We start from the raw sequence: 22,666 nt of genomic DNA, 5'->3' as shown, positions 1-22,666 counted from the left end.
AGCGCCCAAGCCGACCGAAGCCGACCTGGACGCTGCGTAGCAGGTCAGAGGCAATATCCCCCGCCCGCCACCGGTAGGCCCTGTGGGACTCGAACCCACAACCAATGGATTAAAAGTCCACTGCTCTGCCAATTGAGCTAAGGGCCCTGGCGATGTTGCTCCCCCGAGCATAGCCGGACGTGGCCGGGTCGCCGATCGGGTATCGGTGAGCCGGCCACGATGAGCGGTCGGAACCGGGCGGAACGTCAGGGATCGACCGGATCCGGAGCGCCCGTGCGGGCCGCCTGACGGGCGAGGGTGCGTTTGTGGTCCGGGTTGAGGAACCAGTGGCGGGCGGAGGCCAGCCACCAGGCGGCGGCGAAGCCGAGGACGACCAGGACCGCGATGGGGGCGTAGTTGAAGGTCTCCCAGGTGACCGGGGACACCTGGGGCAGCATGAAGAGGATCGTGATGACGGCCACCCAGGCCACGGAGATCACCCCTACGACGCGCGACCAGCGCCCCAGATGCCAAGGACCGCGTTCGAAGGAGTCGCCCTTGCGGAGGCGGAGCAACGTCGGGATGACGTACGCGATGTAGAGGCCGATCACGGCGATCGACGTCACCGCCGCGTACGCGGTCACATTGATCAGGTACGGGAGGCCGAGCACCAACGCCCCCAGCGCCGCCAGCCACACCGCCGCGACAGGTGTGCGCGTGCGGGGGCTCACCGTGTGCCACAGGTGTGAGAAAGGCAACGCCCCGTCGCGCGAAAAAGCATAGATCATGCGGGAGTTGGCGGTCACGGACGCCATGCCGCAGAACAGCTGGGCGCCGATCACCACCAGCAGAAGCAGTTTGCCCGCCGTCGCGCCCAGCGCGTCGAGGAGGATCTGGGCGGGTGGCACCCCGGTGGCGGACCCGAGAGCGCCGTCGTACGACTGGATCGCGAAGGTGAAGCCCAGCAGCAGGACGAAACCCGCGATCCACGACGTCCAGATGGAGCGGACGATGCCCTGCGGGCCAGCCGTGGACGCGTCGTGCGTCTCCTCGGTCATGTGCGCGGACGCGTCGTACCCGGTGAAGGTGTACTGCGCCATCAGCAGGCCGAGGAGGACGACGTACAGGCCGCTGCCCCACCCCGTGTTGTTCACGAACTCCGTGAACACGAACGACGCCGACTGGTGCCGGTCCGGTACGAAGGCCAGCGCGCCCACGATCACCGCGACACCCAGCACGTGCCACCACACGCTGATGCTGTTGAGGAGGCCGACGATGCGTACGCCGAAGGTGTTGAGGAGTCCGTGGAGCAGGAGGATCCCGGCGAAGAGCAGGATCGTACGGCCGGGGGTGACCTCGAAGCCGAACTCGAGGTTCAGATACGCCCCCAGGAACGACGCCGCCCCGAAGTCGATGCCCGCCGTCACCGCCACCTGGCCGAGGACGTTGAACCACCCCGTGAACCATGCCCAGGCGGCCGCGCTCCTGGCCGGTGCCAGTCGATGGGCCCAGAAGTACAACCCGGCGGACGTCGGATAGGCCGAACAGATCTCGGCCATCGCGAGCCCGACGATCAGCGTCATCAGACCGACCGCGACCCAGCCCCAGGTGATCACGGCGGGGCCGCCGGTGTTCATGCCGAACAGGTACAGCGTCAGACAGCCTGACAGGACCGAGATGATCGTGAAGGAGACCGCGTAATTGGAGAACGCCGACATGCGGCGGGCGAGAACCTGCGTGTAGCCCAGCTGGGCCAGCCGTTCCTCGTCCGAGACGGCCTGCGCCGAGGCGGTGGCCGAGGAGTCGCGCGCGGAGGGAGTTGTCATGCCCCCAGCGATTCCCTCACTGGGGGCATGACATGCGCCAACTGGCAGCCTATTTGGCTAAAAAACGCCCTTGCGTGTGCTCCGGTCCGTGGCGATCTTCGTGCGCGCCCGGCGCGTCACGTGGCGTCAGGGGCGTCAGAGGCCCGGCGCCCTCAGCGCGTGCCCTGGCCGCCCGTGAACGCGACCGTGCCCGTCGCCTTCAGGGCGTCGCCGCTGCCGTCCGCGGGCGTGCCGGTGAGCTCCCAGGTGTACGTGCCGTCGATGACGTACCGGCCGTCGCCCGTCCGGCCGTTCCACGAGAACGAGACAGCGGCGGCGTACTCCTCGGCCGCCCCCGTGAACACCGTGCGCCCGGCCTTGTTCCGGACCGTCACCCGGGCGTCGGTGACGGGCTTGGACAGCTGCCAGTCGGCGTCCCACACGCTGTCGGTCGCGGACTTGAGGTCCACGGACTTGTCGACCCGCGACTCGATCTCGGCCACCGGGGACGTGGGCACACCCGAGTCGACCACCTTGATCTCGGCGCTCTTCTCCTTCGCGTACGCGACCGCGCCGCCAAAGCGGTCGGCCTCCACGATCGGATACGCGTACTGGAAGGTGAAGGCCTCGATGGTGCGCGTCGCGTCCCCGATCGGGGTCAGGTCGAGCCGGCCGCGGTCCCCGTCGTACGCCACCACATAGCCGTCGCCGAGGGTGCCGCGCGGGGCGTACGACCACTGCTGGGTCTGTGTGTTGTAGACGCCGTGGCCGTCGCTGATCGACCCCGAGGGATAGCAGTCCCAGTACACCCAGGGCCCGACGGCCTGCAGTTGCTGCGGCAGGCAGCCGTTGTAGGTGATCGGGTCCGTGGCCGTCGTCTCGCCGGACTTGAGGTCGACGGCCTGGAGCGTGCCCTCCGTGTCGCCCGGCATCCACAGCTTGGTGCCCCAGACCGCGAGCCCGCCCTGGCCCTGGCGGACCCGGAGCACCTTCGCCCCGCCGGACGCGTCCAGGTCGACGACGTACTGCCGGTCATCCAGGCCGCGCCCGCTGTCCCCGAACACCACATAGCGTCCGGAGGCCGAGCGCACCTCCGAGTAGTGGTCGCTGCCCGTCGGCATCTTCTCGCCGGTCTGCGGATCCACGGCCGGTACGACGGTCTTCGTGCCGTCCGCCGCCAGCACGACCAGGACCTGGTCGCCGTTCGCGTCGGTGGAGGCGACGACCGTGCGGCCGTCCCCCGTGCCGACCGGCCGCCGGTGGTCGTACAGGCGCTGCGCCGTCTCACCGGTCGTCTGCGCGTCCGGCCGCGCGAGCAACGACCGCTCGCCCGCCGACGGCGCGGCGCCGAGGGTGATCTGCCGCTGGAAGAGCGCCGGCAGGTACGTGGTGTCGGACTCGGCCGTGACCAGGTGCCCGGCCGTGAGAGACAGCCGCGAAAGGTTCCCCTCCTTGGGCGCCACCTCGCGCACCGTACGCAGCGCGGGAGCCCCGTCGTCGCCCACGGAGACCCGGCGCACCGCCCAGTCCTGGGCCGAGGCGCCGCCGGTGACGGCCACGCCGCCGCCCGGGACCTGCGCCATACGCCAGCCGGCGTGCTCCAGCAGGGTCTTGGGCTCGCCGCCGGCGATCGGCAGGGCGGTGAGCGGGGCGCCCTGGCGGACCAGGAAGTCGTTCTCGCTCTGCTCGTACTGGCGCGTGGTCAGCAGCCAGTCGCCGATGAGCCCGAGGCGCGGGGTGCCCTCGCCGCCGGAGCCGAGTTCGACCTTGGTGTCGGCCGCCTCCGGGGTGGCGCGACGCAGTACGCGGGCCGTGGTGTTGCCGCCCTCGGGCGAGTACCAGGCCAGGTACCCGTCGGAGAACACGACCTGGGCGTTCTCGCCGGTGGCGCCCGGAAGCACCGGGGTGACCTCGGCCGTCGCCAGGTCCAGCAGGCCGACGCCGTGCGTGCCGTCGGGGTGCGCGTACCAGATCGCCACCGAACGGTCGTCGCCGCCGAGCGTCATGCCGTCCTCGGCCACCCAGCCGTTCAGCCCGGTGACGAGGGTGTCGGTGAGTTGTCCGTCGGCCATGCGCAGCACGTGCAGGACGTCCGCGTTGCCGTCCGCGTCCCGGGTGGCGGTGAGCACGTACGAGCCGAAAACGCCGCGGTAGAAGTGGCCGTCGGGGAGCGTGTACTTGGTGGTGGTGCCGGACTTCATGTCCTTCAGCACCAGCCCGGTCGGGCGGTCGTAGATCGCCACGACGTCCCCGCTGGTGACGGAGACGTGGCTCCCTCCCCCTCCGTCGATCGAGTTGATGTCGTCGTACGGGGACGAGGCGGGCAGGTCGACCGGGGTACCGCCGTCCGGGGTCCAGCGGTAGTAGCCGAGCGCGCTCGCGTCCTTGACCTCCGTGCGCTCCACGACGCCGCCGGGCCCGGCGCCGTACACGGGGTTGGCGACCGGCTTGAAGCGGTCCGGGGCCGGGATCGTCAGCGAGGGAGTGTCGGCATGGGCGTTCGACAGGAGGAAGGGCAGGGTTCCGCCGGCTGCCGCGAGGGCCACGGCGGCGGCGAGTCCGCCGCGTACGAGCGATCGTCTTCGGTTCGGCTTGTGGCGTCCGGCCACGGAGTACCTCCAAGAGGCATGGGAGAGGAGGCGGTTCGACACGGACACACGAGGGTCGACGCGGAACCGTCCTCCGGAAGGCGCCGCAAAGTAACACAGAGGCCGGACCCGATTCGAACGGGTACGCGAATCCCATATGACCAGCCAAAACGGGCGCATGTGAGACGCGAAAAGGGCCCGGACGACGAGTCGTCCGGGCCCTGATGGAGCTGTCAGATATCAGCCGTTGCGCTTCCAGCGCGGCTTGTCGTCGCGGCGGCCGAAGGAACCGGTTCCGGTACCGGTACCGGAACCGGCGCCACGGTGGTCGTCACGACGGCCGTACGGACGGTCGTGGCCACCGGAGCGGAAGCCGCCGGAGGGACGGTCGCCCTGCCGGTCACGGTTGAACGGGCGGTCGCTGCCCCGGTGGCCGGACGGACGGTCGTCGCGGCGGAAGCCGCCACGCTCGCCGTCCCGGCGGTCGTCACGGCGGAACCCGCCCGACGGACGGTCGTCACGGCGGAAGCCGCCCGACGGACGGTCGTTGCGGCGGTCGTCGCGACGGAAGCCACCGCGCTCGCCGTCCCGGCGGTCGGACGAACGGCCCCCACGGTCGCCGCCGTCCCGACGGAAGCCACCGCGGTCGTCATCGCGGCGGTCGTCACGGCGGAAGCCGCCACGGTCACCGTCACGGCGGTCGTCACGGTTGAAGCCGCCCCGGTCGTTGTCACGACGGTCACGGAAGCCGCCCGAGGGACGGTCGTCGCGGCGGAAGCCGCCACGGTCGCCGTCACGGCGGTCGTCACGGCGGTCGTCACGGCGGAACCCGCCACGGTCGCCGTCACGACGCTCGTAGGAACGGCCACCGCGGTCGCCGTCACGCCGCTCCCGGCGGTCGTAGCTGCCGCGGTCGTCACGACGCTGACGCGACTGCTCGTAGGACGGACGCTCCTCGCGCGCCGGCGCGGTGGCGTCCTGCGCACCCGGCTGCTCCGGCACGAACGCCAGGGCGCCGGTCTCCTCCGCCGCGGCCTCCACGACGGCGGCGGCCTCGGCCAGCGCGGCCTCCGGGTCGTCGCCCCGCTCGCGCGCGGCACGGGCGATCAGCCGGTCCGCCTCCTCGCGCAGCTCGGTCGCACGACGCTGCGCGCGCTCCAGCTGCTTGGTGAGATGCGAGACCTCGCGCTCGGCCTGCTGCGCGGCGTTGCCCGCCGACTCGGCCTGCACCTCGGTCATCGACCGGGCGCCGGTGATCTCCGCGACCTCCGGGTCGAAGGCGGCACCGCCCTGGATGATGTGGCGCGAGGCGTCGACGCCCGCGTCCTCCATGAGGCGGAAGATCTGGCGCCGCTGGTGCGGCAGCGACAGCGACACGACCGTGCCGGAGCGGCCGGCGCGGGCCGTACGGCCGGAGCGGTGCAGGTAGTCCTTGTGGTCACCGGCCGGGTCCACGTTCAGGACCAGGTCGATGCCGTCGACGTGGATACCGCGGGCGGCGACGTCCGTGGCGACGAGCGCGTTGACGTACCCGTCCTTGAAGTCGGCCAGCGTCCGCGTCCGCGCGCCCTGCGTCATACCGCCGTGCAGCGCGTCGGCCTTCACACCCGCGTCACGCAGCTGCTCGGCGATCCGGTCGGCACCCAGCTGCGTACGGACGAAGATGATCGTGCGGCCCTTGCGGGAGGCGATCGCGGCGGTGACCGGCGCCTTGTCCTTGGGCTTCACGATGAGGATGTGGTGCGACATGGTCGTCACCGCGCCCTGGGCGGCGTCGACCTCGTGCGTGACCGGGTTGCTCAGGTAGCGCTTGACCAGCGTGGAGATCTCGTTCTCCATCGTGGCGGAGAAGAGCATGCGCTGGCCGCCGGCCGGGACCTGGTCGAGCAGTTCGGTGACCTCGGGCAGGAAGCCCAGGTCGGACATCTGGTCGGCCTCGTCGATCACGGCGACCTGGACGTTCTCAAGGGAGCAGGCGCCACGGTTGATGACGTCGCGGAGCCGGCCGGGCGTGGCGACCAGGATGTCGACGCCGCGCTCGAGGGCGTAGATCTGGTTGCCCATCGACGTACCGCCGCAGACGACCTTCATCTTCAGGCCGAGCACATCGCCGTACGGCTGGAGGGCGTCCGCGACCTGCATCGCGAGCTCACGGGTCGGGGTGAGGATGACGCCGCGGGGCTTCTTCTTCTCGGTGTGGCCGCCGGCGAGCTGCGCGAGCAGCGGCAGGCCGAAGGAGAGGGTCTTGCCGGAGCCGGTGCGGCCACGGCCGAGGATGTCCTTGCCGGCCAGGGCGTCCGGGATGGTCGCGGCCTGGATCGGGAAGGGAACCGTCACGCCGTTCTGCGCGAGCTTGCGCACGACGCCCTCGGGCAGCCCCAGGGAGCCGAAGGTGACCTCGGGGGCTTCGGGAGCCTCGGTGGACTCCGAAGCCTCGACGGCCTCGGGAGCCTGGGGCTCGACGGCCGGCCCGTCGTTGTCTGCGGCCCCGTCCTCGGGCACAACGACGTGGTCAGTACTGGAAATGGACATGCGAATGCGAAACCTTCCGGAGTCTCGTCGGCACGCGCCCGTCAACTCCGTGTTCGCAATTCGAACCGCCTCAATGCGGTCAGCCACGGCAAGGGAGAGAACGCGCCACGCGGCGCGCTCTGTGTTGGCGCCGGGCAAATGGGATCAAACGATCTACCACCATACGCACCCCCTACCCCTCAAGGCAAACTGAGCCGATAGGCCCAGGTCAGAGCAGGTAGGCGCCGGCCGGGGCGAGTTCAGACCGCTCGCCTCGGCCGCGGACGGCCAGGGCACGACGGTGCCGACGCTGCCGACGGCGCCTGGTACGACCGAGCGCGCCGCGCTCCAGTTCAGCGTACGGGGGGGGCACGCCGTCGAGCATGCGCTCCTCGGCGTGCTGCGGCAGCATTCGCGCGCCGCTGGCGTGCCCTCCGGCTGCCCGTCAAGCACCCCGAGCACAGGCTGGGGCGCCCAGCCACCGGCTGACGTACGCACGTCGCGTGCCGACCCATCGCTCCCGACGGCCCCCTGACCGAATCCGGGTCGGCGAGCGCCCGCCCCCGGCAGGCCACCGGGCAGGCACGGCGAGCAGGCCGGGCGACCAAAAGGCCCGGCCGCGACCAGCAACGCCCACGCCCGGCCTCGGCACGCCCGCGCGTGCGCCGCTCCGGCGATCGCAGCGGCCGGGGCACCCGCTCGGCCTCACCCGGAGCATCAAGCGCCGAGTCCGGCATGCGGGGCCGGCTCCCGCTCGGCGAGCTGCGGCGTCGGCTCCGGGTGCGCCGAGGACGACGGCTCGGCGGTGGTCGGGTCCGGCGACGGCGCGGGCGGCTCCTTCGTCTGCGTCGGCGCCGGCCCGGGAGTCGTACGCGTCGGAGTCGGCTGACCCGTCGTCGGCGAGGGCTCACCCGGCTTCGGCTTCTTCTTTCCCGACTTGGACGGCGACTCGGACGTGCGCCTCTCGGCCGAGCGCGACGCCGACTTCGCCCCGGACGCGGACTCGCCCGGCTTCGCCCCACGCCGCTCGGCACCGTGCGGCCCGCCCCCCGAGCCGCCGCCGGACACCGCCGAGCCACCGTCGGGCACCTCGCCGCCCCGCTGCCCCGCCGAGTGCGACGGCCTGCCCCTGCTGTCCGCATCGTCGTCACCGACGCTCATGCAGCCGGCGCTCACCGCGACGACCAGGGCCACGGCGACCAGACGGACGGGTACGTACATGGCGCGCACGGCAGCCACCTCCGAGGCGGGGACGAGGAGTCCCCCTGCCCAACTCCCGCCGCCCACAAGAAGACACGCGCCCCGGAGCACGCACGCCTCACAGACCTGAGCGCGCACGCCTCACAGAAAAGACTCAGCCATATCCGAGCGCGTGCAGCCGCGCGTCGTCGATCCCGAAGTGGTGGGCGATCTCGTGCACCACCGTCACCTCGGTTTCGGCGACGACGTCCTCCCGCGACTCGCACATCCGCAGCGTCGGCCCGCGATAGATCGTGATCCGGTCCGGCAGGACACCGGCGTACCACTCCCCACGATCCGTCAGCGGAGTCCCCTCGTACAGCCCGAGCAGCTCAGGATCGTCGCTCGGCGGTTCGTCCTCGACGAACACCGCCACGTTGTCCATCAGCCGCGTCAGCTCCGGCGGGATCCGGTCCAGGGCCTCGGCGACCAGTTCCTCGAACACCTCGCGCGTCATCTCCAGCACAAATCCATTGTCCGGCACCGACGTCACGTACGAGAGCCCCAAGACAGCCGTACGAGAGCCGGATGGCGGGGCATACCCGACCCAGGACTTGGGCATACGGGACCAATGGTCCGCGTCCCCGTCGCCGCCGCCCTGCACCGCGTACGAAAAGCGCCACACGCCCTGGCCCGCCACTATCGAGCCCGCCGCGCACAGCCGGTGGTCGAACTCGTCCACCAGCCGCACCCGTACGCCCGCGCACTGAGCCTCGTCACCGTCGTCCTGTTCGGCGCGTGGCTCGGCCTGCTGATCGTCGGGAACGTACGCGCACCGGTCGGCCCCATGGACACCACCATGACCCTGCGCCCCTCCCTCACCGGCGGCACGAAGATCAACGTGTCTCCGCTGGGCGCCCTCGAACTGCGCAGCCACATCGCGCCGATCCGCCTCGACGTCGACGTGGACCAGCTCGACCCCGTCCGTTCCCAGGCACTCGTCGACCACCCCGAACGACTCTCCGGCCTCCAGGACGAGGTCACCCGCGACGTCGGCCACGGCACGCTCGACCTGGCCGTACGCTCCGGCGTCGCCGTCGTCTCCGGGGCGACCGCCCTCGGCCTCGCGGTCTACCGCCGCCCGCGCCGCGCCCTCGCGGCAGGCGGCCTGGCCCTGACACTCCTGGCCGCGTCGGGAGCAACGGCCTTCGCGACCTGGAACCCGAAGTCGGTCCTGGAGCCGAAGTTCTCCGGCCTGCTGTCCTCCGCCCCTTCGGTCGTCGGCAACGCCCGCAGCATCGTCAGCGAATTCGACGTCTACCAGAAGGAGTTGGCACGCCTGGTGACGAACGTGACGAAGCTGTACGACGTCACGTCCACACTCCCCGCGTACGCACCCGACCCCTCCACCATCCGCGTCCTGCACGTCTCCGACATCCACCTCAACCCCGCGAGCTGGAAGATCATCGCCTCGCTCGTGAAGCAGTACAAGATCGATGCGATCGTCGACTCCGGCGACACGATGGACCACGGCACAGCGGCGGAGAACGGCTTCCTGGACCCCGCCGCCGACCTGGGCGCTCCCTACGTGTGGGTGCGCGGCAACCACGACTCGCAGGTCACGCAGAACTACCTCGAACGCATGGACAACGTGCACGTACTGGACGAAGGGCGGGCCGTCTCGGTCGCGGGCCTGCGGTTCGCGGGCATCGGCGACCCGCAGTACACCCCCGACCGCTCGGTCCAGCAGGCCGGCGACCCCGCGGAGGAACTGGCGGGCGCACGTCTGTCCTCGTTCCTCAACGACCAGAAGGCGGCGGGCACCCCCGTCGACATCGCCATCGCGCACAACCCCGTGGCCGCACGCGAGACGGACGGCGAGGTCCCGCTCGCCCTGGCGGGCCACCTCCACCACTCGGAGATGGAGGTCATGAAGTACGGCACGCGCCTGCGCATCGAGGGCTCGACCGGCGGCAGCGGCCTGCGCGCGGTCGAGGGCAAGCACCCCGACCCCATCGAGACGTCGATCCTCTACCTGGACCGCGACACTCGTCGCCTCCAGGCCTGGGACGAGATCAAACTGGGCGGCCTGGGCCTGACAACGGCCGAGGTCAGCCGCCATCTCCCGAGGGAGAACCAGCCCGGCGCGTCCCTCACGCCCGGCACCCCTTCACCCTCCACTCCCGGCTCCCCTTCGTCCCCCACTCCCGGCACTCCCTCGCCCACCACACCCAGGAGCCCCTCGCCCTCCCCGTAAACCGTTTTGGCGTTACCTCCCGCCATCCCATATGCTTCTCACGTCCCCGACGCGCTGCGAAGCGCCCAGGCGGGCCGATAGCCCTCATCGTCTAGCGGCCTAGGACGCCGCCCTTTCAAGGCGGTAGCACGGGTTCGAATCCCGTTGGGGGCACTTGATCGTCTTGCGTTGTCGCAGGTGAGGACCTCTTCGTGAGGTCCTTTTCGCGTTTCGGGAATGGCCGACGGCTCTGCTTGTCATGTACGTAGGGTGTAGGCCATGCCGGAAGACTCCCCGTTGATTCAGAGCCTGCGAACGGCAGTTGCGGCAGCCCCCACGGACGTACCCCTGCGGCTGCACTTGGCGGAACTCCTCCTGAACGGCGGACAGCCCGAAGCGGCGGTCGCCGAAGTGGCCGTGGCTCTGCAGCACGCGCCGAGCGACGCACAGGCCCGGGGACTCATGGCGCGCGCCATGGGCATGCCGCCGACGGGCCCGCAGCCCGAGCAGGACCAGGTGCCCGCGAGGCCGGGCGCGCCCACAGGGCGAGAGGCACCCGTAGGGCGGGAGGCACCCACCGGGCACGGGACACCCGCGGACCGGAATGCGCCCGCAGGCCGGGAGGCAACCGCAGGCCGCGAGGGATTCGACTGGCGAGCCGCTGAGGAGCAGGTCGGCGACGTCGTACCGCCGCGGTTCGTCGAGGCGCCCCTCGCCGCCGACGGCCAGGACGACCCCGGCGACACCTCCGCCTGGGACGTGGACGCGCCCGGCACCGTGCGCCTCGCCGACGTCGGCGGCATGCAGGACGTCAAGGACCGCCTGGAGGCCGCCTTCCTCGCCCCCATGCGCAACCCCGAACTGCGCCGGCTCTACGGCAAGAGCCTGCGCGGCGGTCTCCTGCTGTACGGACCGCCCGGCTGCGGCAAGACCTTCATCGCCCGCGCCATCGCCGGCGAACTCGGGGCGAGCTTCCTGTCCGTGTCGGTCAACGACGTCCTCGACATGTGGATGGGCAACTCCGAGCGGAACATGCACGAGCTCTTCCAGACCGCCCGGCGCCAGGCACCGTGCGTGGTCTTCCTCGACGAACTCGACGCGCTCGGCGCCAAACGCAGCCGCACCGCACACAGCGGCATGCGCAACACCGTCAACCAACTGCTCACCGAACTCGACGGCATCGACGCCGAAGCCAACGAAGGCGTCTTCGTACTCGCCGCCACCAACGTCCCCTGGGACGTGGACATCGCCCTGCGCCGGCCCGGCCGCCTGGACCGCACCCTCCTCGTCCTGCCGCCCGACACCGCCGCCCGCGAGGCGATCCTCCGCTACCACCTGCGCGAACGTCCCATCGAGAACGTCGACTTGAGCAAGTTGGCCAAAGCCACCGACGGCCTCTCCGGCGCCGACCTGGCCCACCTGTGCGAGGCCGCGGCCGAGCGGGCACTGCTCGACTCCGCACGCACCGGCACCGTACGCATGATCGGCACGAAGGACCTGCTGGCCGCCGCGAAGGACATCGCCCCGTCCACCGAGCCATGGTTCGCCTCGGCCCGCAACGTGGCCATGTTCGCGAACGAAGGCGGCATGTACGACGACCTGGTGGCCTACCTCAAGAAGAAGCGGAAACTGTGAGCACCCTGCATCCGGCCGTCGAACGGGCCGACGCACTCATCGAGCTCAAGCGGTACGACGACGCCGAAACCCTGCTGGGCGAACGGCTCACGGAAGACCCCGACGACATACGCGCCTGGGTCAAGCTCGCTCGCTGCCGGCTCGACGCACAGCAGCCGGAGAAGGCGCTCGACGCGAGCGACGAGGCGGTCAAACTCGACCCGGAGGACCTGGGCGCACTCGTCATGCGCTCGCAGGCACTGCGCCGCGTCGGCGGCCGGCTGGACGAGGCCGAAAGCACACTGCGGGAAGTGGTGCGCCTCGCTCCGGAGTACTGGTACGGGTACGCGCTGCTCGCCGATCTCGTATGGCGCGCCAACGCGGTACGCCAGGGCCAGGCGAACGGCGGCACGCTCGACCGACGCACGCTGGAGCGCTTCCTCGAGGAAGCCGGCGACCTGGCCATGGAAGCACTGCGCCTGGGCCCCGAGGAGGTCTACGCGCACGAGGTCGCCTGGCTGATCGCCGACATGGCGGGCAACAAGACGGTCGCGGACCAGCTGGACCACGCCATTCTCCAGCTCGACCCCCATCACCAGCAGGCCCTGGCCCGACAGACCGAGAAAGCGGCGAGCACCCCGGGGGTCAAGGCGGCAGAGGCGGCCACCCTGTACGCGGACGCGCTCGCCTCCGCCCCGGAGTCGGCGTCCATGCGGCGCGGTCTCGACGACGCCTCTTACCGCCTGCTGCGCGGTGTCCGATGGCTCGCCCTGCTCTGTCTGGCGCTGGCCGGCACCGGGATCGACCTCTTCGCCGTCGAGGGCGAGGTCCAGCGGGAGTTGCCCGTGCCGCTCGGCAACCGCCTGTGGACCCTCGTGCCCATGACCGTGATCTGGGCCGCGGGCGCCCTGCTGCGATACCGCCGCCTGCGCGCGGGCGTACGGATCAACATCCGCTCCGTCATCCGCAACGGCACGTGGCCCCGCGTCGTGCTGGCCCAGGCCGCCTGGGCCATGCTCTGCACGCTGCTCATCACCCAGGTGCCGTGGACGGAGCGCACGGTGCCCCAAGTGCTTTTCTGGGCCGGACTGTTGCCCATCGCGGCCACGATCTGGTTCGACCGGAAGAAGCGAGGCTGAGCGGGCAGGTCAACCCGGAGACGGGGTGGGGCGGGGAGGTATCACCCCCTTCACCGGGTCTCCAGGCGTACATGCAGATCGGCCTCCTGGTCCCCGGAGGCCGCACAGACCTCGTGCACGGAGAACAAGGAATCCAGAGTGGTACGGAACCGGTCGACTGCCCAGTAGCCGCCCTGCACGTCGGCCGTGACGGACGCCGCGAGCCGGGCCGAGCGGGCCCCCTCATGGGCGTCGGCGACATCGAAGGTGCCGAGCCACACCGTCGGGCGCGTCTCGGAGACCTCCTGCGGCACATCGTCGGCGCACCGGTCGGACGCGAAGCACGCACACAGGGCGTCGAACACGATCCGAGCGTCTTCCTTGCTGCATTCGCTGAGTTCCACCGAGACGGATTCCGGGTGCGGTCGCTCACTGCTCATCGGGATCGCTCCTCTCGTGACCGCTCTGCGGTACCGCGGGAAAGCGCCTGCGAAACCGCCCCACTCCCAGAAAAGCACCACCGGGGTCCGCAGGTCACGCGTGCGGGGCGAGGCCCGAGTTCTGATACGCTGATCCAGCGACGACGGGCCGCCACAGCGTGTCCACCCGGTCACTGAGAATCACCAGACCGGCGAGGACAGCGAGGCGATTCAACCGTCGCGGTGAGCGTCAGTTCACAGCGGGACGATCTTGGAGTTCGCACCAGAGCCGCAAGAATCCCGTTGGGGGCACGCAATCCCGTGTGCGACACTGTTCGCACGCGACAGCTTGGTCCTGTGGAGCAGTTTGGAGTGCTCGCCACCCTGTCAAGGTGGAGGCCGCGGGTTCAAATCCCGTCAGGACCGCTGAGGTTTCACGTGAAACCTCACGGCTGGGTAGCTCAGTTGGTACGAGCGATCGCCTGAAAAGCGATAGGTCGCCGGTTCGATCCCGGCCCCAGCCACACTCAAGGCCTCGATCTTCAGATCGGGGCCTTCTTGTTCGGGTACCTCGATGGTGCGGCAAATCCATTCGCCACCTCTTTTCGTGAGGTGAGATCCTGGACCCCGTATGTCTACGCATCCTGCCCCCGCCTTCGGCCCTCTTGCCTCCCGCCTGTCCGAGTTGTCCTTGCGCGATGCGCAGCGGCTCGGTCGCAGGCTTGAGGGTGCGCGCCGGATCCGTAAGCCCGAGGCCCGGGACGCCGTGCTGGCCGAGATCACGGCCGAGGTGGAGAAGGCCGAGGCGCGGATGGCCGAGCGGCGCGCACGCGTGCCGGCTGTCACGTATCCCGAGCAACTGCCCGTCAGCCAGAAGAAGGACGTGATCGCGGACGCCATCCGTGATCACCAGGTCGTGATCGTCGCGGGTGAGACCGGGTCCGGGAAGACGACGCAGATTCCCAAGATCTGTCTTGAGCTGGGGCGCGGGGTCCGGGGCATGATCGGGCACACCCAGCCCCGGCGCATCGCCGCTCGTACGGTCGCCGAGCGTGTCGCCGAGGAGATGAGTACCCCGCTCGGCGAGGCCGTCGGCTGGAAGGTCCGGTTCACCGACCAGGTGGGCGCGGACACGTTTGTGAAGCTCATGACCGACGGCATCCTGCTCGCCGAGATCCAGACGGACCGCGAACTGCGCGCGTACGACACGATCATCATCGACGAGGCCCACGAGCGGTCCCTGAACATCGACTTCCTGCTCGGTTATCTCGCTCAGCTGCTCCCCAAGCGGCCGGATCTGAAGGTCGTCATCACCTCGGCCACCATCGATCCGGAGCGGTTCTCCCGCCACTTCGGCGACGCTCCGATCGTGGAGGTCAGCGGCCGTACGTATCCCGTCGAGGTCCGTTATCGCCCGCTCCTCGAAGAGGACGGTGACGACGCCGACCGCGACCAGATCACCGCGATCACGGACGCGGTGGAGGAGCTTCAGAGGGAAGGCAAGGGCGATGTCCTCGTCTTCCTCTCCGGAGAGCGGGAGATCCGCGACACCGCGGACGCGCTGACGAAGAAGAACTACCGCTTCACCGAAGTCCTCCCCCTGTACGCCCGCCTGTCGCACGCCGAGCAGCACCGTGTCTTCCAGCCCCACACAGGTCGCAGGATCGTGCTGGCCACGAATGTCGCCGAGACGTCCCTGACCGTCCCGGGCATCAAGTACGTCATCGATCCGGGCACGGCCCGCATCTCCAGATACAGCCACCGTACGAAGGTTCAGCGCCTCCCCATCGAGGCGATCTCCCAGGCCAGCGCCAACCAGCGCAAGGGCCGCTGCGGGCGGACCAGCGACGGCATCTGCATCCGTCTCTACAGCGAAGACGACTTCGACGCCCGGCCCGAGTTCACCGACGCCGAGATTCTCCGTACGAACCTGGCCTCCGTCATCCTTCAGATGACCGCCGCCGGGCTCGGGGACATCGAGAAGTTCCCGTTCATCGATCCGCCGGACCACCGCAACATCCGTGACGGCGTCCAGCTTCTGCAGGAACTGGGCGCGCTGGACCCGGCGCAGAAGGACGCGCGGAAGCGGCTCACGCAGACGGGGCGCCGACTGGCCCAGTTGCCCGTCGACCCGCGGCTGGCCCGCATGGTCCTGGAGGCCGACAAGAACGGCTGTGTACGCGAGGTCATGGTGATCGCGGCCGCGCTCTCCATCCAGGACCCTCGTGAACGTCCGGCGGACAAGCAGACGCAGGCGGACCAGCAGCACGCCCGCTTCAAGGACGAGACGAGCGATTTCCTCGCGTTCCTCAACCTCTGGCGGTACATCCGCGAGCAGCAGAAGGAGCGGGGTTCGTCCTCCTTCCGCCGTATGTGCAAGCAGGAGTACCTGAACTATCTGCGGATCCGCGAGTGGCAGGACATCTACTCCCAGCTGCGCACCGTGGCCAAGCAGATGGGCATCCATCTGAATGAGGACGACGCCGCCGACCAGCAGGTCCATGTCTCCCTCCTGGCCGGCCTTCTGTCCCATGTCGGCATGAAGGACGTGAAGGAGGGCACGAGGAACGAGTATCTGGGCGCCCGGAACGCCAAGTTCGCGATCTTCCCTGGCTCCGCCCTCTTCAAGAAGCCCCCGCGCTTCGTGATGTCCGCCGAGCTCGTCGAGACGTCCCGCCTCTGGGCGCGCGTCAACGCGAAGATCGAGCCCGAGTGGGTCGAGCCCCTGGCCGGGCATCTGCTCAAGCGCACGTACAGCGAACCGCACTGGGAAAAGGACCAGGCCGCGGTGATGGCGTACGAGAAGGTCACGCTGTACGGCGTACCGATCATCGCCCAGCGCAAGGTCAACTACGGGCGGATCGACCCGGAGACGTCCCGCGAGCTTTTCATTCGCAACGCCCTCGTCGAGGGCGACTGGCGCACGCACCACAAGTTCTTCGCCGACAACCGCAGACTCCTCACCGAGGTCGAGGAGTTGGAGCACCGGGCGCGGCGCCGCGACATCCTCGTGGACGACGAGACGCTGTTCGACTTCTACGACCAGCGGGTGCCGGAACATGTCGTGTCGGGCGCCCACTTCGACTCCTGGTGGAAGCACAAGCGGCGCGAGGAGCCCGAGCTGCTCGACTTCGAGCGGTCGATGCTCATCAATGAGAAGGCGGGTGCCGTCACCAAGGACGACTACCCGGACTCGTGGCGTCAGGGGCGGCTCAAGTTCCGTGTGACCTATCAGTTCGAGCCAGGTGCGGACGCGGACGGTGTGACCGTCCATGTGCCGCTTCAGGTGCTCAACCAGGTCACGGACGAGGGCTTCGACTGGCAGATCCCGGGGCTCCGGGAGGATGTCGTCACGGAGCTGATCCGCTCGCTCCCGAAGCCGATCCGGCGCCATTACGTGCCCGCGCCGAACTACGCGCAGGCGTTCATGGAGCGGGCGGCACCATCGGGCTCCGGACTCCCCATGGCACAGCAGGAGCCGTTGACGGTGGCCATGGCGCGCGAGCTCAAGCGCATGGTCGGCGTGCCGCTGACGGCCGACGACTTCGACTGGTCGAAGGTCCCCGACCATCTGAAGATCACTTTCCGGATCGTCGACGAGCGGCGGCGGAAGCTGGCCGAGGACAAGGACCTGGAGGCGCTGAGGCTCCGGCTGAAGCCGAAGGCGCGCCAGGCCATCTCCCAGGCCGCCGCGGCGACGGCGGAGCGGCGGGGCGGGGAGTCCCTGGAGCGTGCGGGCCTGGCGGACTGGTCGATCGGCTCGCTGACGCGCGTCTTCGAGACTCGGCGGGCGGGTCAGCCGGTGAAGGCCTATCCGGCGCTCGTGGACGACGGCGACACCGTCTCCGTACGCCTCTTCGACACCGAGGCCGAGCAGCAGCAGGCGATGTGGAAGGGCACGCGCCGGCTGATTCTGCGCAACATCCCGGTGAACCCGGCCAAGTTCGCGTCCGAGAAGCTGACGAACCCGCAGAAGCTCGCCCTGTCGGCGAACCCGCACGGCTCCATCCAGGCGCTGTTCGACGACTGCGCGATGGCTGCCGCCGACAAGCTGATCGCGGACTTCGGCGGGCCGGCCTGGGACGAGGAGTCGTACCGGAAGCTGTACGAGAAGGTGCGCGCGGAGATCGTGGACACGACGGTCCGTACGGTCGGCCAGGTGCAGCAGGTGCTGGCCGCCTGGCAGTCCTGTGAACGCCGTCTGAAGGGCGTACGGAGCCCGGCGCTGCTCGCGAACCTCACGGACGTACGTGCGCAGCTGGACGCCCTCGTGAAGCCCGGCTTCGTCACGGAGGCGGGCCTGCGCCGCCTGCCGGACCTGATGCGCTATCTGGTGGCCGCGGACCGCCGGCTCCAGCAGATGCCGACGAACGTCCAACGGGACACGACCCGGATGGAGAAGGTCCAGGAGATGCGGGACGAGTACGCCTGGCTGCTGGAGCAGATGCCGGCGGGGCGGCCCGTCCCGCAGCAGGTGCTGGACATCCGCTGGATGATCGAGGAACTGCGGGTCAGCTATTTCGCCCATGCGCTGGGCACGGCTTACCCGGTCTCCGACAAGCGCATCGTGAAGGCGATCGACGCGGCTGTCCCGTAACGACTCCTGCACGTTGGGTGAGTTCGACCCCGGGGCTCACCCTCCTGTAGAGTCTCTTCTCGCAGCGCAACGCACCAATCGCACTGCGAAACCAGGTCCTGTGGAGCAGTTTGGAGTGCTCGCCACCCTGTCAAGGTGGAGGCCGCGGGTTCAAATCCCGTCAGGACCGCATCACATGTGAGAGGCCCGCACCCAGCAATGGTGCGGGCCTTTCGCTTGAAGGGCCCGTACCCGGCGAGGTGCGGGCCCTCTGTCATGCGCCCCCCCGTGTCTTGACGGCGTCACTTTCCCCCGGTACCTAGACAACAGGGGCCCGCAGGGGACTCGTAGTCGCTGGAGGTGTCGTATGACGGTGTCCGCCAGGCATGAGACACGGGCCTTACTTCGGGCCCACCTGTCGGCCGCCTCCGGGTATCGCCATCTGACGCGACACTGCCCGATCTGCCACCGGCTGCTGAGACTGGCCATGGAGCACGCTCCGGACGGCCTGGAGGGCCAGGAGTGCGCCGTCGAGGACGAAAGCCCGTCCACGGCGTGAAGAACGGCGTGAGAGCGGCGTACAGGCGGCGTGAGGGACGGCGAGGGCGGCGCCGGGGCGCGCCGGACGCGCGGAGCGCCAAGTGTCGCTCGCTCGGCCCGAGATGCACACGATCTCCACTAGCGCAGGTGCACAGCGGGCAACAAGCGCTCCAGCATGTGACGGGTGTCACCGCATAAGTTTTCAAACTCGCGGTACTTACACCTCGCCTACAACAGGTCAATTTAATATGTGCAATTGCACCGCGCCTCCGAGGCGACCCACAGGAGACGCGACAGGCCCGCCCAGACTCCGACAAGGCCGCGCACAGACACGCCCCTCAACCCAAGATCGACCAGGGTCACCCACGACGGCCCGGACCGCCCGCCAGGGCCCACGATCGTTCACGATCCACCCATGACCGGCACACAAAAAAGATCGCGCTGGACCCGGCGGAGTCCAGCGCGATCGACGACGCACCCTTGTTGCTTGCGGTACTGACTCGGGCGTGGGCTCTGTTGGGGCAGAACCCGCGTCGCTTGGAGCTTTGGTTCGGGCAGTCCGGCACGTTGGGGGAACCTGCCGAAATGCCCTGTTTATGCAGTTGTTCAGGCCTCGCTGCGCTGCTGCGGGATGCCCGCGAGCAGAGCGCGGACCTCAGCCTCGCGGTAACGGCGGTGCCCGCCGAGCGTGCGAATCGATGTCAGCTTGCCGGCCTTCGCCCACCGCGTGACCGTCTTCGGGTCAACGCGGAACATCGTGGCGACCTCAGCCGGGGTCAGCAGCGCTTCGGCATCAGGGGTGCGAGCGGTCATGAGCGGCCTCCTCGGGAGAACCGAACCTTCTCGGTTCTTTCCTCTAAATTCTGCACCTTGACCCGCGTTGCCCGAAATGGCGGACGCGAGTCGAGTCGGTTATAGGACGAACGGCTTGTCCTCGGCACTACAACTACACCATCTGTCCAGCCGCGTCGGCCAAACCGATGGAATTGCCCTCCCAGGTGTTCATCAGCGACGGAAGCCGATGGACCATGCCATAGCGGACAGTTACGCCACTGTGACGATCAGTCACAGGACGATCAGGAGTCACCAGACCCCCCATAGCGTGCAATGCTGAGATTCCACCCATAAGTAGGCAGAAGGAGCCTCCCCCGGACTCCTTGTCCTATTTTGACATGAGGGGGGGCGTTAGGTGCAAGGTCCTCGTTAGTGCCGTCCGTCACGCTTACCCACAAAGTCCAGGATCGGGACTTACGTCCCGTCAGATCGCCTGGGCCCCACGCGTCAGTTCGCCGACCGGCGGTCCCGTACCGACCGCCACCGCTCCACGAGCCGGCCGTACGCCTCCCCGGCCCCGGCCCCGTCGCCGGTGCGCAGCGCCTCGATCCCCTCGGCCACATCGGCCGCCGAGTGATCCCCGTCGAGCTGCTCCTCGGGCAGGACGTGCACGAGGCCGCCGTAGTCCAGCTCCACCAGGGAGCGCGGATGGAACTCTTCCAGCCACCGCCCGACGTCCACCAGGCCGTCGATGAGGGGCCCCTCCTCGATGGAGTCCTTGAGCGCCTTCAGGGCCCGCGCCACCCGGCGTCGCGCCTGCACCATGGGCGTCCGGTAGCGGAGTACGGGCGCCTCCTCGCCCGACCCCTTGGCGTACTCGCGCTCCTCGTCGGAGACGAGCACGAACCAGTTCAGCGGCACCTGCCAGGTCGATGTGCGGATCCAGGGCCGGGCGTCGGGGTTACGGCTCAGCCACCGCTCGTAGTCCTGGGCGGCCTGGCGGCGGACGACCGGGGGCAGCACCGCGTCCAGCACCGGCGCCGGCAGATCCTCGGGCAGCTCGCCCAGGGCCTGCCAGCCGCGTAGCCGGGTGCGCCAGGGGCAGACGCACAGCACGCCGTCCACCTCCGTGACGAACGCCTCGCTGCTCTCGTGCACGGGCACGGGGATCGGCGGCGTGGGCAGCAGATCGGCCAGGGAGCGGCGCAGCTCGTCCTGGTACGAGGGGCGGTGGGGGCGGTGCGCGTAACGGGCCCAGTGGCTCCGCTCCGGTTCCGGGAAGGCGGCCAGCGGTTCGTAGACACGCAGATAGGACGCGTACGGGACGATCACCGAGGACACCTTGGGCACGCTTGCTCCCTCCCCCGCCGATCTGATGGAAAACCCACGAAAACCGCGCACCAGCGCGCGGGAAACCACTGCAAATCGTCCGATGGCACACCGTGACCGTACTCCGAGAGAGGATGATCCTGACCACTGCGCGGATGGCGGGCAGTCGGAGGCTCTAATCTCATGCCACGGAACCCGCCACCCTTACGGGGTCCGCTCCCCAACCGCCGCTACTTACCCGGGAGTCACCACCGTGACCGACGTAACCGACGGCGTCCTGCACACCCTGTTCCACTCGGAGCAGGGGGGCCATGAGCAAGTCGTCCTCTGCCAGGACCGAGCCAGTGGCCTCAAGGCCGTCATCGCCATCCACTCGACCGCCCTGGGCCCCGCCCTCGGCGGCACGCGCTTCTATCCGTACGCGACCGAGGAAGAGGCTGTCGCCGACGCGCTGAACCTCGCGCGCGGGATGTCGTACAAGAACGCCATGGCCGGGCTCGACCACGGCGGCGGCAAGGCCGTGATCATCGGCGATCCCGAGCGGATCAAGACCGAGGAGCTGCTGCTGGCCTACGGCCGGTTCGTGGCCTCGCTCGGCGGTCGGTACGTCACGGCCTGCGACGTCGGTACCTACGTGGCCGACATGGACGTGGTCGCCCGCGCATGCCGCTGGACCACCGGCCGCTCGCCCGAACAAGGGGGCGCCGGCGACTCCTCCGTACTGACCGCGTTCGGCGTCTTCCAGGGCATGCGGGCCTCCGCCCATCATCTGTGGGGCGACCCGTCGCTGCGCGGCCGCCGGGTAGGCATCGCGGGAGTGGGCAAGGTCGGGCGCCACCTCGTGGACCATCTGCGGGACGACGGTGCCGAGGTCGTGATCACGGATGTGCGGGAGGACTCCGTACGGCGGATTCAGGCCAAGCACGCCTCGGGCGTCACGGCCGTGGCGGACACCGAGGCCCTGATCCGTGTCGAGGGTCTGGACATCTACGCCCCCTGCGCGCTGGGCGGGGCGCTGAACGACGACTCCGTACCGGCGCTCACCGCGAAGATCGTGTGCGGCGCCGCCAACAACCAGCTCGCGCACCCGGGGGTCGAGAAGGACCTCGCCGATCGCGGGATCCTCTACGCGCCCGACTACGTCGTGAACGCCGGCGGCGTCATCCAGGTCGCCGACGAGCTCCACGGGTTCGACTTCGAGCGGTGCAAGGCGAAGGCGGCGAAGATCTACGACACCACGCTGGCCATATTCGCACGTGCGAAGGAGGACGGGATTCCGCCGGCCGCCGCGGCCGACCGGATCGCCGAGCAGCGCATGGCGGAAGCCCGTCGGCGCTAGGGTCCACAGTCCGCGGGGTACCCGTCGGCGGGTGTTGGAGACAACTCTCACGTTCGTCGGCGGGTCGTACGCCGAGAACAGGTTAAAATCGCGGTTGACCAGCGGGGACGGGGCTCCTCGCAGGTCCTGGGCGAAGGCACGTCCTGCGGGCGACGTACCGTATGGGCGCGGGCTCAGGTACCGTGGAAGCCCTACGGACCGGTCTCTCCGAGGAGAGCCCGTTCCAGATCATGAACGCGTGTCAAGACTCTGGGGCCGTCGAGCCCCGTCACCGAGGGGGTCGAGCCATGGGGCGCGGCCGGGCCAAGGCCAAGCAGACGAAGGTCGCCCGCCAGCTGAAGTACAACAGCGGCGGGACTGACCTGTCGCGTCTGGCCAACGAGCTGGGCGCTTCGACTTCGAGCCAACCGCCGAACGGCGAGCCGTTCGAGGACGACGAAGACGACGACGACCCGTACGCCCAGTACGCGGATCTGTACAACGACGACGATGAGGACGAGGACGACGAGTCCAGTCCGTCGTCGCAACAGCAGCGTCGCGGCGCTTGACTGTCTTAGCTGCGCTTCACCCGGTCCGGAGCGGTTAACGCGCCGGGCCGGGTTTTGCGCTGTCCTCGCGTCAGGCTCCCGCGCCGGGCTCCTTCCGGGGATCCCGGGAGG

Annotated in this window: 16 protein-coding genes and 5 tRNA genes; 11 read left to right on the top strand and 10 right to left on the bottom strand. The window is 69.5% G+C overall.

Going from position 1 to position 22,666, the window contains the following annotated elements:
- Nucleotides 1-74: 74 nt before the first annotated feature.
- The 7 genes from FE633_RS35450 to FE633_RS35420 form a co-directional block, all read right to left on the bottom strand.
- Nucleotides 75-147: transfer RNA gene (locus FE633_RS35450), tRNA-Lys, on the bottom strand.
- Nucleotides 148-245: 98 nt separating this feature from the next.
- Nucleotides 246-1,805 carry an amino acid permease gene (locus tag FE633_RS35445; protein ID WP_138049273.1) on the bottom strand — a complete coding sequence of 520 codons (1,560 nt, stop codon included), beginning with the start codon at nucleotides 1,803-1,805 and terminating at the stop codon, nucleotides 246-248.
- Nucleotides 1,806-1,957: 152 nt separating this feature from the next.
- Nucleotides 1,958-4,393: a FlgD immunoglobulin-like domain containing protein gene (locus FE633_RS35440; RefSeq protein ID WP_138049272.1), complete on the bottom strand. Its 2,436-nt coding sequence runs from the start codon at nucleotides 4,391-4,393 to the stop codon at nucleotides 1,958-1,960.
- A gap of 219 nt (nucleotides 4,394-4,612) precedes the next feature.
- Nucleotides 4,613-6,904 carry a DEAD/DEAH box helicase gene (locus FE633_RS35435; RefSeq protein WP_138049271.1) on the bottom strand — a complete coding sequence of 764 codons (2,292 nt, stop codon included), beginning with the start codon at nucleotides 6,902-6,904 and terminating at the stop codon, nucleotides 4,613-4,615.
- 208 nt (nucleotides 6,905-7,112) lie between these two features.
- Nucleotides 7,113-7,295, bottom strand: a complete 183-nt coding sequence (locus tag FE633_RS35430; RefSeq protein ID WP_138049270.1) for a hypothetical protein — start codon at nucleotides 7,293-7,295, stop codon at nucleotides 7,113-7,115.
- Nucleotides 7,296-7,600: 305 nt separating this feature from the next.
- A complete protein-coding gene (locus FE633_RS35425) occupies nucleotides 7,601-8,104 on the bottom strand; it encodes a hypothetical protein (protein ID WP_342791240.1) in 504 nt (167 codons plus the stop codon).
- Nucleotides 8,105-8,237: 133 nt separating this feature from the next.
- Complete coding sequence (locus FE633_RS35420) at nucleotides 8,238-8,588, bottom strand: metallopeptidase family protein (RefSeq protein ID WP_212747320.1); 351 nt, start codon at nucleotides 8,586-8,588, stop codon at nucleotides 8,238-8,240.
- Between the two features lie 105 nt (nucleotides 8,589-8,693).
- Between FE633_RS35420 and FE633_RS35415 the strand changes: the two genes are divergently transcribed.
- The 4 genes from FE633_RS35415 (at nucleotide 8,694) to FE633_RS35400 (ending at nucleotide 13,051) form a co-directional block, all read left to right on the top strand.
- Nucleotides 8,694-10,319, top strand: coding sequence for a metallophosphoesterase family protein (locus FE633_RS35415; protein ID WP_171060249.1), 1,626 nt, complete (start codon nucleotides 8,694-8,696; stop codon nucleotides 10,317-10,319).
- Nucleotides 10,320-10,399: 80 nt separating this feature from the next.
- Nucleotides 10,400-10,472 (top strand) — tRNA-Glu (locus tag FE633_RS35410).
- A 105-nt stretch (nucleotides 10,473-10,577) separates the two neighbouring features.
- Entirely contained in the window at nucleotides 10,578-11,933 is a 1,356-nt protein-coding gene (locus FE633_RS35405; RefSeq protein ID WP_138049268.1) for an ATP-binding protein, read from the top strand.
- The gene (locus FE633_RS35400) at nucleotides 11,930-13,051 is read left to right on the top strand and encodes a tetratricopeptide repeat protein (protein ID WP_246113978.1); all 1,122 of its coding nucleotides are present in this window, start codon (nucleotides 11,930-11,932) and stop codon (nucleotides 13,049-13,051) included. The genes FE633_RS35405 and FE633_RS35400 overlap by 4 nt, the downstream gene beginning before the upstream one ends.
- Nucleotides 13,052-13,101: 50 nt before the next feature.
- Here the strand turns inward: FE633_RS35400 and FE633_RS35395 are convergent, their stop codons facing one another.
- A complete protein-coding gene (locus FE633_RS35395; protein ID WP_138049266.1) occupies nucleotides 13,102-13,470 on the bottom strand; it encodes a hypothetical protein in 369 nt (122 codons plus the stop codon).
- Nucleotides 13,471-13,800: 330 nt separating this feature from the next.
- Between FE633_RS35395 and FE633_RS35390 the strand changes: the two genes are divergently transcribed.
- The 5 genes from FE633_RS35390 to FE633_RS35370 all read left to right on the top strand — a co-directional run bounded on the left by FE633_RS35390 (nucleotide 13,801) and on the right by FE633_RS35370 (nucleotide 18,584).
- Nucleotides 13,801-13,875, top strand: a tRNA-Asp gene (locus FE633_RS35390).
- A 24-nt stretch (nucleotides 13,876-13,899) separates the two neighbouring features.
- Nucleotides 13,900-13,973: transfer RNA gene (locus tag FE633_RS35385), tRNA-Phe, on the top strand.
- Between the two features lie 107 nt (nucleotides 13,974-14,080).
- Nucleotides 14,081-18,046 carry an ATP-dependent RNA helicase HrpA gene (hrpA, locus tag FE633_RS35380; RefSeq protein WP_138049265.1) on the top strand — a complete coding sequence of 1,322 codons (3,966 nt, stop codon included), beginning with the start codon at nucleotides 14,081-14,083 and terminating at the stop codon, nucleotides 18,044-18,046.
- Between the two features lie 94 nt (nucleotides 18,047-18,140).
- Nucleotides 18,141-18,215: transfer RNA gene (locus FE633_RS35375), tRNA-Asp, on the top strand.
- Between the two features lie 177 nt (nucleotides 18,216-18,392).
- Entirely contained in the window at nucleotides 18,393-18,584 is a 192-nt protein-coding gene (locus FE633_RS35370; protein ID WP_138049264.1) for a DUF6274 family protein, read from the top strand.
- A 587-nt stretch (nucleotides 18,585-19,171) separates the two neighbouring features.
- On the opposite strand, the gene bldC is transcribed toward FE633_RS35370, so the two are convergent.
- Together bldC and FE633_RS35360 are read right to left on the bottom strand one after the other, a co-directional pair.
- Nucleotides 19,172-19,378, bottom strand: coding sequence for a developmental transcriptional regulator BldC (gene bldC / locus FE633_RS35365; RefSeq protein WP_119101261.1), 207 nt, complete (start codon nucleotides 19,376-19,378; stop codon nucleotides 19,172-19,174).
- A 468-nt stretch (nucleotides 19,379-19,846) separates the two neighbouring features.
- The gene (locus FE633_RS35360; protein WP_138049263.1) at nucleotides 19,847-20,689 is read right to left on the bottom strand and encodes a DUF8083 family protein; all 843 of its coding nucleotides are present in this window, start codon (nucleotides 20,687-20,689) and stop codon (nucleotides 19,847-19,849) included.
- A 232-nt stretch (nucleotides 20,690-20,921) separates the two neighbouring features.
- Between FE633_RS35360 and FE633_RS35355 the strand changes: the two genes are divergently transcribed.
- Nucleotides 20,922-22,007: a Leu/Phe/Val dehydrogenase gene (locus FE633_RS35355; RefSeq protein WP_138049262.1), complete on the top strand. Its 1,086-nt coding sequence runs from the start codon at nucleotides 20,922-20,924 to the stop codon at nucleotides 22,005-22,007.
- A gap of 287 nt (nucleotides 22,008-22,294) precedes the next feature.
- The gene (locus tag FE633_RS35350) at nucleotides 22,295-22,555 is read left to right on the top strand and encodes a DUF3073 domain-containing protein (protein WP_138049261.1); all 261 of its coding nucleotides are present in this window, start codon (nucleotides 22,295-22,297) and stop codon (nucleotides 22,553-22,555) included.
- Nucleotides 22,556-22,666 lie beyond the last annotated feature (111 nt).

It is taken from the genome of Streptomyces montanus, from assembly GCF_005786655.1.
Taxonomy (GTDB): Bacteria; Actinomycetota; Actinomycetes; order Streptomycetales; family Streptomycetaceae; genus Streptomyces; species Streptomyces sporangiiformans.
This window is presented reverse-complemented; position numbering and strand designations above follow the sequence as displayed.